The sequence below is a fragment of the Pseudomonas sp. SMN11 genome (genome assembly GCF_052041945.1).
GTDB lineage: Bacteria > Pseudomonadota > Gammaproteobacteria > Pseudomonadales > Pseudomonadaceae > Aquipseudomonas.
Genome location: NZ_JBKGGW010000008.1, coordinates 37,166 through 53,370, shown reverse-complemented (window position 1 = coordinate 53,370; position 16,205 = coordinate 37,166). Strand labels below are relative to the sequence as shown.

At 60.1% G+C, this 16,205-nt stretch carries 15 protein-coding genes and 2 tRNA genes; 16 read left to right on the top strand and 1 reads right to left on the bottom strand.

From position 1 onward, the window contains the following. Positions 1-84: 84 nt before the first annotated feature. The 15 genes from ftsH (at position 85) to ACLEJU_RS10045 (ending at position 15,240) form a co-directional block, all read left to right on the top strand. Positions 85-1,989, top strand: a complete 1,905-nt coding sequence (gene ftsH / locus ACLEJU_RS10115; protein ID WP_435423100.1) for an ATP-dependent zinc metalloprotease FtsH — start codon at positions 85-87, stop codon at positions 1,987-1,989. An 8-nt stretch (positions 1,990-1,997) separates the two neighbouring features. Then, positions 1,998-2,849: a dihydropteroate synthase gene (gene folP, locus ACLEJU_RS10110; protein ID WP_435423099.1), complete on the top strand. Its 852-nt coding sequence runs from the start codon at positions 1,998-2,000 to the stop codon at positions 2,847-2,849. A gap of 16 nt (positions 2,850-2,865) precedes the next feature. After that, positions 2,866-4,206 (top strand): phosphoglucosamine mutase, encoded by a 1,341-nt coding sequence (glmM, locus tag ACLEJU_RS10105; RefSeq protein WP_435423098.1) that lies wholly within the window; start codon positions 2,866-2,868, stop codon positions 4,204-4,206. Between the two features lie 66 nt (positions 4,207-4,272). Next, a complete protein-coding gene (gene tpiA, locus ACLEJU_RS10100) occupies positions 4,273-5,028 on the top strand; it encodes a triose-phosphate isomerase (protein ID WP_435423097.1) in 756 nt (251 codons plus the stop codon). A gap of 4 nt (positions 5,029-5,032) precedes the next feature. Next, entirely contained in the window at positions 5,033-5,428 is a 396-nt protein-coding gene (gene secG / locus ACLEJU_RS10095; protein WP_176509699.1) for a preprotein translocase subunit SecG, read from the top strand. Positions 5,429-5,448: 20 nt separating this feature from the next. Beyond that, positions 5,449-5,534, top strand: a tRNA-Leu gene (locus ACLEJU_RS10090). A 100-nt stretch (positions 5,535-5,634) separates the two neighbouring features. After that, positions 5,635-5,711: transfer RNA gene (locus ACLEJU_RS10085), tRNA-Met, on the top strand. 132 nt (positions 5,712-5,843) lie between these two features. Next, positions 5,844-6,302 (top strand): ribosome maturation factor RimP, encoded by a 459-nt coding sequence (gene rimP, locus ACLEJU_RS10080; RefSeq protein ID WP_054885662.1) that lies wholly within the window; start codon positions 5,844-5,846, stop codon positions 6,300-6,302. A 59-nt stretch (positions 6,303-6,361) separates the two neighbouring features. Then, a complete protein-coding gene (nusA, locus tag ACLEJU_RS10075; protein ID WP_110639657.1) occupies positions 6,362-7,843 on the top strand; it encodes a transcription termination factor NusA in 1,482 nt (493 codons plus the stop codon). Positions 7,844-7,870: 27 nt separating this feature from the next. Further along, positions 7,871-10,417, top strand: coding sequence for a translation initiation factor IF-2 (gene infB / locus ACLEJU_RS10070; RefSeq protein WP_435423096.1), 2,547 nt, complete (start codon positions 7,871-7,873; stop codon positions 10,415-10,417). Positions 10,418-10,533: 116 nt separating this feature from the next. Further along, the gene (gene rbfA, locus ACLEJU_RS10065) at positions 10,534-10,932 is read left to right on the top strand and encodes a 30S ribosome-binding factor RbfA (protein ID WP_085677211.1); all 399 of its coding nucleotides are present in this window, start codon (positions 10,534-10,536) and stop codon (positions 10,930-10,932) included. 3 nt (positions 10,933-10,935) lie between these two features. Continuing rightward, positions 10,936-11,853 carry a tRNA pseudouridine(55) synthase TruB gene (truB, locus tag ACLEJU_RS10060; RefSeq protein ID WP_435423095.1) on the top strand — a complete coding sequence of 306 codons (918 nt, stop codon included), beginning with the start codon at positions 10,936-10,938 and terminating at the stop codon, positions 11,851-11,853. 149 nt (positions 11,854-12,002) lie between these two features. Continuing rightward, complete coding sequence (gene rpsO, locus ACLEJU_RS10055; RefSeq protein WP_003249971.1) at positions 12,003-12,272, top strand: 30S ribosomal protein S15; 270 nt, start codon at positions 12,003-12,005, stop codon at positions 12,270-12,272. A gap of 249 nt (positions 12,273-12,521) precedes the next feature. Further along, positions 12,522-14,627 (top strand): polyribonucleotide nucleotidyltransferase, encoded by a 2,106-nt coding sequence (gene pnp / locus ACLEJU_RS10050; protein WP_435423094.1) that lies wholly within the window; start codon positions 12,522-12,524, stop codon positions 14,625-14,627. A gap of 262 nt (positions 14,628-14,889) precedes the next feature. Further along, positions 14,890-15,240: a BON domain-containing protein gene (locus tag ACLEJU_RS10045; protein ID WP_435423093.1), complete on the top strand. Its 351-nt coding sequence runs from the start codon at positions 14,890-14,892 to the stop codon at positions 15,238-15,240. A 79-nt stretch (positions 15,241-15,319) separates the two neighbouring features. On the opposite strand, the gene ACLEJU_RS10040 is transcribed toward ACLEJU_RS10045, so the two are convergent. After that, entirely contained in the window at positions 15,320-15,622 is a 303-nt protein-coding gene (locus ACLEJU_RS10040; protein ID WP_435423092.1) for a putative quinol monooxygenase, read from the bottom strand. Positions 15,623-15,682: 60 nt separating this feature from the next. Here ACLEJU_RS10040 and ACLEJU_RS10035 point away from each other — a divergent pair, with 60 nt between their 5' ends. Beyond that, entirely contained in the window at positions 15,683-16,096 is a 414-nt protein-coding gene (locus ACLEJU_RS10035; protein WP_400726097.1) for a VOC family protein, read from the top strand. Positions 16,097-16,205: the final 109 nt, after the last annotated feature.

Below are 16,205 nucleotides of genomic sequence, written 5' to 3'. Positions count from 1 at the left end.
TAATGTAGTAAGTTAGGGCGATGAATATCATGCGAGGCACGGCTGCGTCGTGCGCCGGCCTCAGAGGGTAGCGAATTGAACGACATGGCAAAGAATCTGATCCTGTGGTTGATCATCGCAGCTGTCCTGGTGACAGTGATGAACAACTTCTCCAGCCCTAACGAGCCGCAGACCCTCAACTATTCCGACTTCATCCAGCAGGTCAAGGATGGCAAGGTCGAGCGTGTGACCGTCGACGGCTACATCATTACCGGCAAGCGCGCCGACGGCGACAACTTCAAGACTGTGCGCCCGGCCATCACCGACAATGGCCTGATCGGCGACCTGGTCGACAACCACGTGGTCGTCGAAGGCAAGCAGCCTGAGCAGCAGAGCATCTGGACTCAGCTGCTGGTGGCGAGCTTCCCGATCCTGGTGATCATCGCCGTGTTCATGTTCTTCATGCGCCAGATGCAAGGTGGTGCGGGTGGCAAGGGCGGGCCGATGAGCTTCGGCAAGAGCAAGGCGCGCCTGCTGTCCGAAGACCAGGTCAAGACTACCCTGGCTGACGTCGCGGGTTGCGACGAGGCCAAGGAAGAGGTTGGCGAGCTGGTCGAGTTCCTGCGCGATCCGGGCAAGTTCCAGCGCCTGGGCGGCCGCATCCCGCGTGGTGTGCTGATGGTCGGCCCGCCCGGTACCGGTAAGACCCTGCTGGCCAAGGCCATTGCCGGTGAAGCCAAGGTGCCGTTCTTCACCATTTCCGGTTCTGACTTCGTCGAGATGTTTGTCGGTGTTGGTGCCAGCCGCGTTCGTGACATGTTCGAGCAGGCCAAGAAACACGCACCTTGCATCATCTTCATCGACGAGATCGACGCTGTTGGTCGCCACCGTGGCGCCGGCATGGGCGGTGGCCACGACGAGCGTGAGCAGACCCTCAACCAGTTGCTGGTGGAAATGGACGGCTTCGAAATGAACGATGGCATCATCGTCATTGCCGCCACCAACCGCCCGGACGTGCTCGACCCTGCGCTGCTGCGCCCGGGTCGCTTCGACCGTCAGGTCGTGGTCGGCCTGCCGGATATCCGTGGCCGTGAGCAGATCCTCAAGGTGCACATGCGCAAGGTGCCGGTCGGCGAAAACGTCAACCCGGCGGTCATTGCCCGTGGCACTCCAGGCTTCTCCGGTGCCGACCTGGCCAACCTGGTCAACGAGGCTTCGCTGTTCGCCGCCCGCTCCAACAAGCGCCTGGTCGAAATGAAAGAGTTCGAACTGGCCAAGGACAAGATCATGATGGGCGCCGAGCGCAAGACCATGGTCATGTCCGAGAAGGAAAAGAAGAACACCGCCTATCACGAGGCCGGTCACGCTATTGTCGGTCGCCTGGTGCCAGAGCACGATCCGGTCTACAAGGTATCGATCATTCCGCGTGGTCGCGCCTTGGGTGTCACCATGTTCCTGCCGGAAGAAGACCGTTACAGCCTGTCCAAGCGTGCGCTGATCAGCCAGATCTGCTCGCTCTATGGCGGCCGTATCGCCGAGGAAATGACCTTGGGCTTCGATGGCGTCACCACCGGTGCTTCCAACGACATCATGCGAGCCAGTCAGATCGCTCGCAACATGGTGACCAAGTGGGGCCTGTCCGAGAAGCTCGGTCCGCTGATGTACGCCGAAGAGGAGGGCGAGGTGTTCCTCGGTCGTAGCGCTGGTAGCCAGCACGCCAGCGTATCCGGCGAGACTGCAAAGCTGATCGACTCTGAAGTGCGAAGCATCATCGACCAGTGCTATGCCACTGCCAAGCAGCTGCTGATCGACAACCGCGACAAGCTCGAGGCAATGACCGAAGCTTTGATGAAGTACGAGACCATCGATGCCGATCAGATCGACGACATCATGGCTGGCCGTACTCCGCGTGAGCCCCGTGATTGGGATGACGACAAGGATTCGGGCACGCCGACTGCCCAGAATGATCGCCCGGAATCGCCGATCGGCGGCCCGGCAGCTCAACACTAAGGGCATCTATGAGCTCAGTGCAGTACCCGACCCGGTTGCCTTGCGGCAACCGGGTTCTTGATCTTTCCCGCACCCATGTCATGGGTATTCTCAATATCACTCCCGATTCCTTCTCCGATGGTGGGCGTTTCAGTCAGCGCGACGAGGCGTTGCGCCATGCCGAGGCGATGATCGCGGCAGGCGCCACGCTGATCGACATCGGTGGCGAGTCGACCCGCCCTGGCGCGCGTGCGGTTTCGGTCACTGAAGAGATCGAGCGCGTGGCGCCGATGGTCGAGGCCATCAACAGTCGCTTCGACGTTGTCATTTCGGTTGATACCTCCACGCCTGCGGTCATTCGCGAGTCGGCCCGGCTGGGCGCCGGCCTGATCAACGACGTGCGTGCCTTGGAGCGCGATGGCGCGCTTGATGCGGCAGCGAACACCGGCTTGCCGGTCTGCTTGATGCATATGCGCGGCGAGCCCGGGAACATGCAGGACGATCCGCATTACGAAGATGTGACTGCTGACGTAACGCGCTATCTTGAACAACGGATGGCCGCCTGCGCAGCGGCAGGCATCCCCGCCGAACGAATCATTCTTGATCCAGGCTTCGGCTTCGCCAAGACACTGGCGCACAACCTCAGCCTGTTCAAGCATATGGAAGCGCTCTATCGCCTTGGGCGCCCGCTGCTGGTGGGCGTTTCGCGCAAGAGCATGATCGGCCTGACGCTCGATCGTCCGGTCGGTGAGCGACTGTACGGCAGCCTTGCGCTGGCGGCTTTGGCCATGACCAAGGGGGCCAGCATCCTGCGCGTCCATGATGTGGCCGAGACCGTCGATGTGGTGCGCATGATTGCCGCGGTACAGAACGCCGAATAAGAATGTTGGAGTCCTTATGAGCAGAAAATATTTTGGTACCGATGGCATCCGTGGCCGCGTCGGCGAATACCCGATCACGCCGGACTTCATGCTGAAGCTGGGCTGGGCGGCTGGCATGGCCTTCCGCAAGCAAGGCAATTGCCGTGTGCTGGTGGGCAAGGACACGCGTATTTCCGGTTACATGTTCGAGTCCGCGCTCGAAGCCGGTTTGTCTGCAGCGGGTGCCGACGTGATGCTGCTCGGGCCGATGCCGACACCCGCCATCGCTTACCTGACCCGCACCTTCCATGCCGAGGCTGGTATCGTCATCAGTGCCTCGCACAACCCGCATGACGACAACGGCATCAAGTTCTTCTCCGGCCAGGGCACCAAGCTGCCTGACGAAGTCGAACTGATGATCGAAGAGTTGCTCGATCAGCCGATGACCGTGGTCGAGTCGGGCAAACTGGGCAAGGTTTCCCGGATCAACGACGCCGCTGGCCGCTACATCGAGTTCTGCAAAAGCAGCGTACCGACCAGTACGAGCTTCGAAGGCCTGAAGCTGGTGATCGATTGCGCCCACGGCGCCACCTACAAGGTCGCCCCGAGCGTGTTCCGTGAGCTGGGTGCCGATGTCACCGTACTGCATGCGCAGCCTGATGGCCTGAACATCAACGAAGGGTGCGGTTCCACTCACATCGAGTCGCTGCAGGCCGCTGTGCTGGTGGGCCATGCCGACCTGGGCATTGCCTTCGACGGCGATGGTGACCGGGTATTGATGGTCGACCACACCGGGGCCATCGTCGATGGCGATGAACTGCTGTTCATCATTGCGCGCGACCTTCAGGAGCGTGGCAAGCTGCAAGGTGGCGTGGTCGGTACGCTAATGAGCAACCTGGGCCTGGAACTTGCGCTCAAGGAGCTGGATATTCCGTTCGTGCGGGCCAAGGTCGGCGATCGCTACGTGATGGCAGAACTACTTGAGCGCGATTGGCTGCTCGGGGGCGAGAATTCCGGGCACGTGGTGTGCTGTAACCACACCACTACCGGTGACGCGATCATCGCTGCCCTGCAGGTGCTGCTGGCGCTCAAGCGCCGTGACGAAACCCTGGCGCATGCGCGTCAGGCCCTGCGTAAATGCCCGCAGGTCCTGATCAACGTGCGTTTTGGCGCGAGCAAGGTCGACCCGCTGGAACATCCCGCCGTCAAGGAAGCCAGTGCCAAGGCCACCGAGGCCATGGCCGGGCGCGGGCGTGTGCTGCTGCGCAAGTCCGGCACCGAGCCTTTGGTGCGGGTGATGGTCGAAGGCGACGACGAAAACCAGGTGCGTGGCCATGCCGAAGCCCTGGCCAAGCTGGTCGCAGAAGTTTGTGCCTGAAAGAGGCTTGCCAGCGCAGATCGGGTTGGGTAAGATCTGCGCCCACTTTGACCGACGAGGTAAAGCATGCGTCGCCCCATGGTAGCTGGTAACTGGAAGATGCACGGTACCCGCGCCAGCGTCGCTGAGCTGATCCTGGGCCTGGGCAATATGTCCGTGCCAAGCGGTGTCGAAGTCGCGGTATTCCCACCGGCGTTGTTCATCAATCAGGTTGTTGATGGGCTGCAGGGCAAGGGAATCACTGTCGGAGCACAGAATTCTGCGGTAAAGCCCGAGCAGGGCGCGCTGACCGGTGAAGTTGCACCGAGTCAGTTGGTTGAAGCAGGTTGCAAGTTGGTCTTGATTGGCCACTCCGAACGTCGCCAGATTATCGGCGAAAGTGAAGAAGTGCTGAAAGAGAAGTTTGCAGCCGCTCAACTTAGTGGTTTAATGCCGGTGCTCTGTGTAGGGGAAACTCTAGAAGAGCGTGAGGCAGGCAAGACCCTTGAAGTTGTCGGGGGTCAACTAAGCAGTATCATCGACGCGTTCGGTGTTAAGGCTTTCGCCAATGCAGTAATCGCCTATGAGCCGGTTTGGGCCATTGGCACAGGTTTGACGGCTTCGCCTCAGCAAGCTCAGGATGTGCATGCAGCCATCCGTGCTCAGTTGGCGGCCGAAGACGCCGAAGTTGCCGCAAACGTGCAGCTTCTCTACGGCGGCAGCGTGAAGGCGGCCAATGCGGCCGAACTGTTCGGCATGCCGGATATCGATGGGGGGCTCATTGGTGGAGCGTCCCTGAACGCAGACGAATTCGGTGCAATTTGTCGCGCCGCAGGAAACTGAACAAATGCTGGAAACAGTTATCGTTGTTTTTCATCTGTTGGCAGCGCTGTCGCTTGTAGTGCTGGTTCTGTTGCAACAGGGTAAAGGTGCGGAAGCAGGTGCATCTTTCGGCGCAGGTGCCTCAAACACTGTGTTCGGAAGCCAAGGTTCTGCTACCTTCCTGAGTAAATTGACTGCTATACTCGCTGCCACTTTCTTTTTGACAGCACTTGGGTTAGGATACTTCGCGAAGCAACAAGCTCACCAGCTTAGCCAAGCAGGTCTTCCAGATCCAGCGGTGCTAGAAGTGAAAGAGCCGCAGAAACCGGCAGTTAATGATGATGTACCGGTGCTCCAGGAACAGAAGAGCGACACCACCCCTAAAGGTGATGTTCCTCCTCCAGCCGAAGAGCAGAAGTAACGGGTTTCAAATGTAGTATTGCCGAGGTGGTGGAATTGGTAGACACGCAACCTTGAGGTGGTTGTGCCCATAGGGTGTAGGGGTTCGAGTCCCCTTCTCGGTACCAATTGAAGCTTGAGAGCCCGCTTTAGCGGGCTTTCTTGCAGGTGAAGGTTTGGGTTTGACCCATAAGCAGGTTAAGTCTTATACTTTCGCCCCAGCTTTGTCGCGGGGTGGAGCAGCTTGGTAGCTCGTCGGGCTCATAACCCGAAGGTCGTTGGTTCAAATCCAGCCCCCGCAACCAGCTTCAGCGGAGCCCCTTTTCAGGGGCTTTTTGCTAGCCGAACAAAATTTACGGCGTCGTTGTCCTACGGCGCTTTCAGGGATGGGCGCTTCGCCCATTTTTTATTTGCACAGCATGCACGAGGGGGTTCAGGTGTCGAGCAAGCTAGAACAGTTGCAGGCCTTGTTGGCCCCGGTGGTCGAGGGTCTGGGCTATCAGTGCTGGGGGATCGAATTCGTATCCCAGGGTAAGCATTCGGTACTGCGCATCTATATCGACAAGGAAGACGGCATCCTGGTGGACGACTGCGAAGCGGTCAGCCGTCAGGCCAGCGCGATCCTCGATGTGGAAGATCCGATCAGCAGCGAATATACCCTTGAGGTCTCCTCTCCAGGCATGGATCGCCCACTGTTCACTCTGGAACAGTTTGCCTCGCATGCCGGCGAACAAGTGAAGATCAAGCTGCGTTCACCCTTCGAGGGTCGTCGTAACTTCCAGGGCCTTCTCCGCGGTGTGGAGGATCAGGACGTGGTGGTCCAGGTGGACAACCAGGAGTTCCTGCTGCCGATCGACTCGATCGACAAGGCCAATATTATTCCCAGTTTTGACTGAGACGTGCCGGGCCCGGCGGACTATCCGGGCCCAATGGCTTGCGCAAGGCGAGGCGTACGATGAGCAAAGAAGTACTGCTGGTTGTTGAATCGGTATCCAACGAAAAAGGTGTACCGCCCGGCGTCATTTTCGAAGCGCTGGAAGTGGCCCTGGCTACTGCAACCAAAAAACGTTTTGAGGACGAAGTCGATCTGCGTGTGGAAATCAACCGCCACACCGGTAGCTACGAGACTTTCCGTCGCTGGACCGTGGTCGACGAGAACGACCTGGACGACCCGGCGATCGAAACCTGGCTGGACAAGATCAAGGACACTCACCCGGAAGCTAAAGTCGGTGACGTGATCGAAGAAAAGATCGAGTCCATCGAATTCGGCCGTATCGCCGCGCAGACCGCCAAGCAGGTCATCGTGCAGAAGGTCCGTGAAGCCGAGCGCGCCCAGGTGGTCGACGCCTACCGCGAGCGGGTCAACGAGATCATCTCCGGCACCGTCAAGAAGGTCACCCGCGACAACGTCATCGTTGACCTGGGTAACAACGCCGAGGCCCTGCTGGCCCGCGAAGACATCATTCCACGTGAGACTTTCCGTGTTGGCGTGCGCCTGCGTGCGCTGCTCAAGGAAATCCGCACCGAGAACCGCGGTCCTCAGCTGATCCTGTCGCGCACTGCGCCGCAGATGCTGATCGAACTGTTCCGCATCGAAGTGCCGGAAATCGCCGAAGGCCTCATCGAAGTCATGGCTGCTTCCCGTGATCCGGGATCGCGTGCCAAGATCGCCGTCCGCTCCAAGGACAAGCGCATCGACCCGCAAGGTGCTTGCATCGGCATGCGCGGTTCGCGCGTCCAGGCCGTATCCGGCGAGCTGGGTGGTGAGCGTGTGGATATCGTCCTGTGGGACGAGAACCCGGCGCAATTCGTCATCAACGCCATGTCGCCGGCTGAAGTCGCGGCGATCATCGTTGATGAAGATGCCCATGCAATGGACATTGCCGTTGCCGAAGACAACCTGGCGCAAGCCATTGGCCGTGGTGGTCAGAACGTTCGCCTGGCCAGTCAGCTGACCGGCTGGACCCTGAACGTGATGACCGAGAAGGACATCCAGGCCAAGCAGCAGGCTGAAACCGGCGACATCCTGCGCAATTTCATCGAAGAGCTGGAAGTCGACGAGGAGCTGGCCCAAGTGCTGGTCGACGAAGGCTTCACCAGCCTCGAAGAAATTGCCTACGTACCGTTGGAAGAAATGCTCAACATCGATGGCTTTGACGAAGATATCGTCAATGAGCTGCGCGCTCGTGCCAAGGACCGTTTGTTGACCAAGGCCATCGCTACCGAAGAAAAACTGGCAGACGCCCATCCGTCCGACGACCTGCTCTCCCTTGAGGGCATGGACAAGGACCTGGCAGCGGAACTGGCGGTGCGCGGCGTGGTTAACCGCGAAGACCTGGCCGAGCAGTCGATTGACGACCTGCTCGACATCGACGGCATCGACGAAGAGCGTGCCGGCAAGTTGATCATGGCCGCCCGAGCCCACTGGTTCGAGTAATTAGGCGCGGCCTGAGGAGAGAAGTGCATGACGCAAGTCACGGTGAAAGAACTGGCCCAAGAGGTCGAGGCACCGGTAGAGCGCCTGCTGCAGCAGATGCGTGAGGCAGGTCTGCCGCACACCGACGCCGGTCAGGTAGTGACCGACAATGAGAAGCAGACTCTGCTGACCCATTTGAAGAGCAGCCACAAGAGCAAGGCGGAAGAGCCGCGCAAGATTACCTTGCAGCGCAAGACCACCAGCACCCTGCGTGTCGCCGGTAGCAAGAGCATCAGCGTAGAAGTACGCAAGAAGAAAGTTTTCGTTCAGCGCAGCCCGGAAGAAGTCCAGGCTGAGCAGAAGCGTGAGCTGGATGAGCGCCGCGCGGCTGAAAATGCCGCACGCGACAAGGTCGAGGCCGAAGTTCGCCAGCGCAACGAAGAGCAGGCTCGCCGTCAGGCGGCCGACGCCGTTGCCGCTGCGCCAGCCCCGGCACCTGCCGCCAAGGCCGAGCCGGCGCCTGCCGCCGCTCCGGCCCCGGTAGTCGCCGACGTACCAGCGTCCGAAGACGCCGCAGCGCGTGCTGCCGAGCGCAAGAAGGACGAAGCCCGTCGCAACGAAGGCCGCACCCGTGACGAAGACCGTCGTGGTGGCGAGCGTCGTGGCGAAGCGCCGCGTGTGTCGATCAAGGTCAAGGTCAAGGAGAAGGAAAAGGCTCCGACGCCTCGTGCCGCTCCGCGTACCACCGACGAAGAGAGCGATGGCGCTCGTCGTGGCCGTGGTGGCAAGAGCAAGCTGAAGAAGCGTAACCAGCACGGCTTCCAGAACCCGACTGGCCCCGTCATTCGTGACGTGACCATCGGCGAGACCATCACCGTCTCGGAGCTTGCCAACCAGATGTCCGTCAAGGGCGCCGAAGTGGTCAAGTTCATGTTCAAGATGGGTACCCCGGTTACCATCAACCAGGTGCTCGACCAGGAAACCGCTCAGCTGATCGCAGAAGAGCTGGGCCACAAGGTCACCCTGGTCAGCGATACCGCCCTGGAAGATTCCCTGGCCGAATCGCTGAAGTTCGAAGGTCAGACCGAGTCGCGTGCGCCGGTCGTTACCGTCATGGGTCACGTTGACCATGGTAAGACCTCGCTGCTCGACTACATCCGTCGTGCCAAGGTTGCTGCTGGCGAAGCCGGTGGTATTACCCAGCACATCGGTGCCTACCACGTGGAAACCGACCGCGGCATGGTCACCTTCCTCGATACCCCGGGCCACGCTGCGTTTACTCAGATGCGTGCTCGTGGTGCCAAGGCAACCGACATCGTCATCCTGGTGGTGGCGGCGGACGACGGTGTGATGCCGCAAACCCGCGAAGCCGTTCAGCATGCCAAGGCAGCTGGCGTTCCGCTGGTGGTTGCAGTGAACAAGATCGACAAGCCGGGTGCCGACCTCGATCGCATCCGCAACGAACTGGCCGTCGAAGGCGTGACCTCCGAGGACTGGGGTGGTGACACGCCATTCGTCAAGGTTTCGGCGAAGATGGGTACCGGTGTCGACGAACTGCTCGAAGCCGTCCTGCTGCAGGCCGAGATCCTCGAGCTGACCGCCACCCCGACCGCTCCAGGTCGTGGCGTCGTGGTCGAATCGCGCCTGGACAAGGGCCGTGGCCCGGTGGCGACCATCCTGGTTCAGGACGGTACCCTGCGTCAGGGCGACATGGTCCTGTGCGGCTCCAACTATGGCCGCGTGCGTGCCATGCTCGATGAGAACGGCAAGCCTGTGAAGGAAGCCGGCCCGTCGATCCCGGTCGAGATTCTCGGCCTGGACGGTACCCCGGAAGCTGGTGACGAGCTGTCCGTGGTTGCCGACGAGAAGAAGGCCCGCGAAGTTGCCCTGTTCCGTCAAGGCAAGTACCGCGAGGTCAAGCTGGCCCGTGCTCACGCCGGCAAGCTGGAAAACATCTTCGAGACCATGGGTCAGGAAGAGAAGAAGACCCTCAACATCGTCCTCAAGACCGACGTGCGCGGTTCCCTGGAAGCACTGCAGGGCTCGCTGGGCGGTCTGGGCAACGACGAAGTTCAGGTACGTGTCATTGGTGGCGGCGTCGGTGGTATCACCGAAAGCGACGCCAACCTGGCACTGGCTTCGAATGCAGTACTGTTCGGCTTCAACGTGCGTGCCGATGCCGGCGCGCGCAAGATCGTCGAGCAGGAAGGTCTGGATATGCGTTACTACAACGTGATCTACGACATCATCGAAGACGTCAAGAAGGCCCTGACCGGTATGCTCGGCAGCGATGTTCGCGAGAACATCCTGGGCGTTGCAGAAGTCCGTGACGTATTCCGTTCGCCGAAGTTCGGCGCCATCGCTGGCTGTATGGTCATCGAAGGTACCGTTTACCGCAACCGTCCGATCCGCGTACTGCGCGACGACGTTGTGATCTTCGAAGGCGAGCTGGAATCGCTGCGTCGCTTCAAGGACGACGCTTCCGAAGTGCGTTCGGGCATGGAGTGCGGTATTGGCGTCAAGAGCTACAACGACGTCAAGGTCGGCGACAAGATCGAAGTCTTCGAGAAAGTCCAGGTTGCTCGTACCCTTTAAGGGTGAGCAGGGCGCCAGCCCCCGCCGCAGGGCGGTGGGCAGCGCCTCAGTAGGTAGCGCCCGGTCAGGCTTCAGCCTCACCGGGCGTTTGCCGCTTTAAGTTACAGGTAGCAAGAATGGCCAAAGAATACAGCCGTACCCAACGTATCGGTGATCAGATGCAGCGCGAGCTGGCCGAGCTGATCCGCCGTGAAGTCAAGGATCCACGCGTCGGTCTGGTGACCATCACTGCCGTGGATGTCAGTCGCGACCTGGGCCACGCCAAGGTCTTCATCACCGTCATGGGCGAAGAGACGCCAGACGCCGTGCAGCAGTCGCTCAAGGCCCTGAACAGCGCCGCAAGCTTCCTGCGCCTTCACCTGGGCCGCTCAATGCAGCTGCGCAGTGTGCCGCAGTTGCACTTCCACTTCGATGAAAGTGTCAGCCGCGGTGTCCACCTGTCGGCGCTGATCGAACGTGCAGTGGCCGAAGACCGCCTGCACAAGGATGCCGACGAGCCGGACGCCAAGGAGTAAGCGGTGGCCCAGGTCAAACGTATCCGCCGCAACGTCAGCGGCATCATCCTGCTCGACAAGCCGCTGGGCTTCACCTCCAACGCTGCACTGCAGAAGGTGCGCTGGCTGCTCAATGCCGAGAAGGCCGGCCACACCGGCAGCCTCGACCCGCTGGCCACCGGCGTGCTGCCGCTGTGCTTCGGTGAGGCGACCAAGTTTTCGCAGTACCTGCTCGATTCCGACAAGGGCTACGAAACGGTCATGCAGATGGGGCAGACTACCAGCACCGCGGACGCTGAAGGCGAAGTCCTGCAGACCCGCGAGGTAACCGTTGGTCGCGCCGATCTCGAAGCGGTGATTCCGCGTTTTCGCGGTGAAATCCTTCAAGTACCGCCGATGTACTCGGCGCTCAAGCGCGATGGCCAGCCGCTTTACAAACTGGCGCGTGCAGGAGAGGTAGTGGAGCGCGAGGCGCGTTCTGTTACCATTGGCCGCTTGGAATTGCTCGAGTGCGAAGGCACCCGTGCGCGGTTGTCGGTTGGCTGCAGCAAAGGCACCTATATTCGTACCCTGGTGGAGGATATCGGCGAGGCCCTGGGCTGTGGTGCCTATGTCGCCGAGTTGCGCCGGACCCAGGCCGGGCCTTTCGCCCTGGCCCAGACGGTAACCCTCGAGGAACTCGAGCAGGTCCATGCCGAAGGTGGCAACGAAGCGCTGGATCGCTTCCTGATGCCGTCCGACAGCGGGCTGCAGGATTGGCCACTGGTGTGCCTGTCCGAGCACAGCGCTTTCTACTGGCTGCATGGCCAGGCAGTGCGTGCGCCGGATGCACCACAATTCGGCATGGTCCGCGTACAGGATCACAATGGCCGCTTCATCGGTATCGGTGAAGTGAGCGAAGACGGGCGCATTGCGCCGCGTCGACTGATTCGGTCGGAATGACCGAAACCACCGGCCGAGGCTTTGGCTGAAACCGGCGGACCGAGGGTGGCTGTCAGTAGGCACGGTCACAGCTCATTTTATTAATACAGGGTTTTGTCCCTGGCCTATTGGACCCCGTTTGCGGGATCCGTTTAATTTGGAGAAGCCTCATGGCCCTCAGCGTTGAAGAAAAAGCTCAGATCGTTGCCGAATACCAGCAAGCCGCCGGCGATACCGGTAGCCCGGAAGTGCAGGTTGCTCTGCTGACCGCCAACATCAACAAGCTGCAAGGCCACTTCAAGGCCAACGATAAAGACCACCACTCCCGTCGTGGTCTGATCCGTATGGTTAACCAGCGTCGTAAGCTGCTGGACTACCTGAAGGGCAAAGACACCACCCGTTACAGCGCCCTGATCGGTCGCCTGGGCCTGCGTCGCTAATAGCGGCCTGGTCAGTGGTGTGCATGGCGTGTCGCAGGCTTCGGCTATGCTGCTTTGCAGCATCGCCGTCGGACACGCCGCGCGTATCTCCGAGGTTGGCAGCCTGGTTTTGCTGAGCGGTTTACCGCGCAGCAACCAGGCTCCCAACCTCGTGTTGTATCTGGACGGTCAATGGGGCCGATTCCCCGTTCTGCCCAAGAATTCGCAAGAAACCAGTTCCCCCAGAGCCACTGAAAAAGGTAGGAAACCGTGAACCCGGTAATCAAGAAATTCCAGTTCGGTCAATCGACCGTTACTCTCGAAACGGGCCGTATCGCCCGTCAGGCAACCGGCGCCGTGCTGGTGACCGTCGACAACGACGTCACCGTGCTGGTAACCGTAGTCGGTGCCAAGCAGGCCGATCCAGGCAAGGGTTTCTTCCCGCTGTCGGTCCACTACCAGGAAAAGACCTACGCCGCCGGCAAGATCCCGGGTGGCTTCTTCAAGCGTGAAGGCCGTCCTTCCGAGAAAGAGACGCTGACCTCGCGCCTGATCGACCGTCCGATCCGCCCGCTGTTCCCAGAAGGTTTCATGAACGAAGTGCAGGTTGTCTGCACCGTGGTTTCCACCAGCAAGAAGACCGATCCGGACATCGCTGCGATGATCGGTACCTCGGCTGCCCTGGCGATCTCCGGTATTCCGTTCGAAGGCCCGATCGGCGCTGCCCGCGTTGCCTTCCACGAAAGCACCGGCTACCTGCTTAACCCGACCTACGAGCAACTGGCTGCCTCGAGCCTGGACATGGTTGTTGCCGGTACTTCCGATGCCGTGCTGATGGTTGAATCGGAAGCTCAAGAGCTGACCGAAGACCAGATGCTGGGCGCCGTACTGTTCGCCCACGACGAGTTCCAGGCTGTTATCCAGGCAGTCAAAGAGCTGGCTGCAGAAGCTGCCAAGCCGACCTGGGACTGGAAACCGGCCGTTGCCAACACCGAACTGTTCAACGCCATCCGCGCTGAATTCGGCGAAGCCGTTTCGCAGGGCTACACCATCACCGTCAAGGCCGACCGCTACGCGCGCCTGGCCGAGCTGCGCGACCAGGCGGTTGCCAAGTTCTCCGGTGAAGAAGGTCAGCCTTCGGCTGGCGAAGTCAAAGATATCTTCGGCGAAATCGAATACCGCACCGTTCGCGAGAACATCGTCAACGGCAAGCCACGTATCGACGGCCGCGACACCAAAACCGTACGTCCGCTGAACATCGAAGTCGGTGTGCTGCCGAAGACCCACGGGTCGGCGCTGTTCACCCGTGGCGAAACCCAGGCCCTGGTCGTTGCGACCCTGGGTACTGCGCGCGACGCCCAGCTGTTGGACACCCTCGAAGGCGAGAAGAAAGATCCGTTCATGCTGCACTACAACTTCCCGCCGTTCTCGGTGGGCGAGTGTGGTCGCATGGGTGGTGCCGGCCGCCGCGAAATCGGCCACGGCCGTCTGGCCCGTCGTTCGGTTCAGGCCATGCTGCCAGCCGCTGACGTGTTCCCGTACACCATCCGCGTGGTTTCGGAAATCACCGAATCCAACGGTTCCAGCTCCATGGCTTCGGTCTGCGGTGCTTCCCTGGCACTGATGGACGCTGGTGTACCGATGAAGGCTCCAGTTGCCGGTATCGCCATGGGCTTGGTCAAGGAAGGCGAGAAGTTCGCAGTCCTGACGGACATACTCGGTGACGAAGACCACCTCGGCGACATGGACTTCAAGGTTGCGGGTACCGCCAAAGGCGTTACCGCACTGCAGATGGACATCAAGATCAACGGCATCACCGAAGAGATCATGGAAATCGCCCTGGGCCAGGCCCTGGAAGCGCGCCTGAACATCCTCGGCCAGATGAACCAGATCATTGGCGAATCGCGTACCGAGCTGTCGGCCAACGCCCCGACCATGATCGCGATGAAGATCGACACCGACAAGATCCGTGACGTCATCGGTAAAGGCGGCGCCACCATTCGCGCCATCTGCGAAGAGACCAAAGCTTCGATCGATATCGAAGACGACGGCTCGATCAAGATCTTCGGCGAAACCAAGGAAGCTGCAGACGCTGCCAAGCAGCGCATCCTGGGCATCACCGCCGAAGCCGAGATCGGCAAGATTTACGTCGGCAAGGTCGAGCGCATCGTCGACTTCGGCGCCTTCGTCAACATCCTGCCTGGCAAGGACGGCCTGGTGCACATCTCGATGCTGAGCGACGCTCGCGTAGAGAAAGTGACCGACGTGCTGAAAGAAGGTCAGGAAGTCGAAGTGCTGGTACTGGACGTGGACAACCGCGGCCGTATCAAGCTGTCGATCAAGGACGTTGCTGCGGCCAAGGCCTCGGGCGTCTAAGCGACTGACGCGTAACAGGAAAAGGGCCCTTCGGGGCCCTTTTTTTGTGGCAGTTGGGAACCTTTTGCGGACTTGCATCTTGCATGCAGGTTTTTCGTCCTGATTGCAAAATGCACGACAGGCATCGCCGTTAAACTTCCATAACTTGTTGATTTTCAAGGAAACAAGCGAAGCGAAAAAACTGGCACAGCACATGCAACTACTCATGTACCTGCCGCCAGGACTTACGGCGCAGACCTTTCGAAAAACAGGAGTGACCCAAATGAAGAAGTTCGCCATTGCTGCCGCTACTGCTACCGCCCTGACCCTGACCATGGCCAATGGTGCCTTTGCTGCCGAGTCAGCTCAGGCTCCAGTCATGCTGGCTGCCAATACCGTGGACAACGCCAAACAGGAAGGCTCTGACACCTGGATCACCACCAAAGTCAAAGCTGACCTGATGACCGAGAAAGGCGTGCCGGGTAGCGATATCAAAGTAGAAACCAGCCAAGGCGTGGTATCGCTGTCTTCGGACGTAAAAGTGACTGAGTCGCAGAAAGCTGAAGCCGTGCGCATCACCAAGAACATCAAAGGCGTCAAAAGCGTGATGTCTGACGGCCTGAAAGCCGAATAAGGATTGTCCCGTCGGCCAAACGGACTTGGCCCCTTTCAACCAAGAGCCCCGGCCTGTGCCGGGGCTTTTCATTTACCGCTCAGTCAAGCGGATTGCGGGCGATCACATCGCTCTCGAAGCATTCCTGTTCGACGATCAGCGGTTCGACCAGCGGGCGGCTGTCGCGAAAATGGGCAGTCTGGGTGTGCGCTTCGTACGCATCATCGTCACGGTAGATCTCGTACAGGTAGATGACCTCCGAGTCGATCCGGTCCTGGGAGACGTCGAACACCACGCAGCCTGGCTCGGTGGCGACGGAGGCAGCGGCATTGACCTTGATGGCGGTGAGAAAGTCGTCGGCGCAGCCGGGTTTGACGCGGGTCTTGATAAACAGGCTATACACAGGGCGGTCCTTTTGTTTTAAATTCTATTATGAATTGTATACAAAAATGGAGTTCCGCCAATGTCCGAATTACCTGCTCGTCCCGGTCGCCTGAATGGTCTGCGCCACATCGCCCTGCTGGTGCCCAACCTGGAGGAGTGCGAGCGCTTCTATGTCGATGTCATGGGCATGGAGGTGCTGAACCGGGCCAACGAAGACCTGGTTTACCTGACCTGCGGTAACGACAACCTGTCGCTGGGGCGTGGGGCAGGGGCGGCCAATGGGCTGCAGACCCTGGATCACTACGGATTCATCGTGGACAGCGTTGAGGAGTTGGAGGCCTGGTACCAGTACTTCAAGGCGCGCGGGGTGACCTTGCTCGACCGGCCGTTCAACCATGGTGACGGTGCGCGCAGCTTCCACCTGCTGGACCCGGCGGGGAACAAGGTGCAGCCGCTGTATCACCCATCAGTGTCAGGGCAGCGGCTGGTGTAGGAGCGGCCTTGTGTCGCGAAAGGGCCGCAACGCGGCCCCGCGATCTCTGCACCAACATTGAATACCAGGGGCCGCTGTGCGGCCCTTTCGCGACACAAGGCGGCTCCTA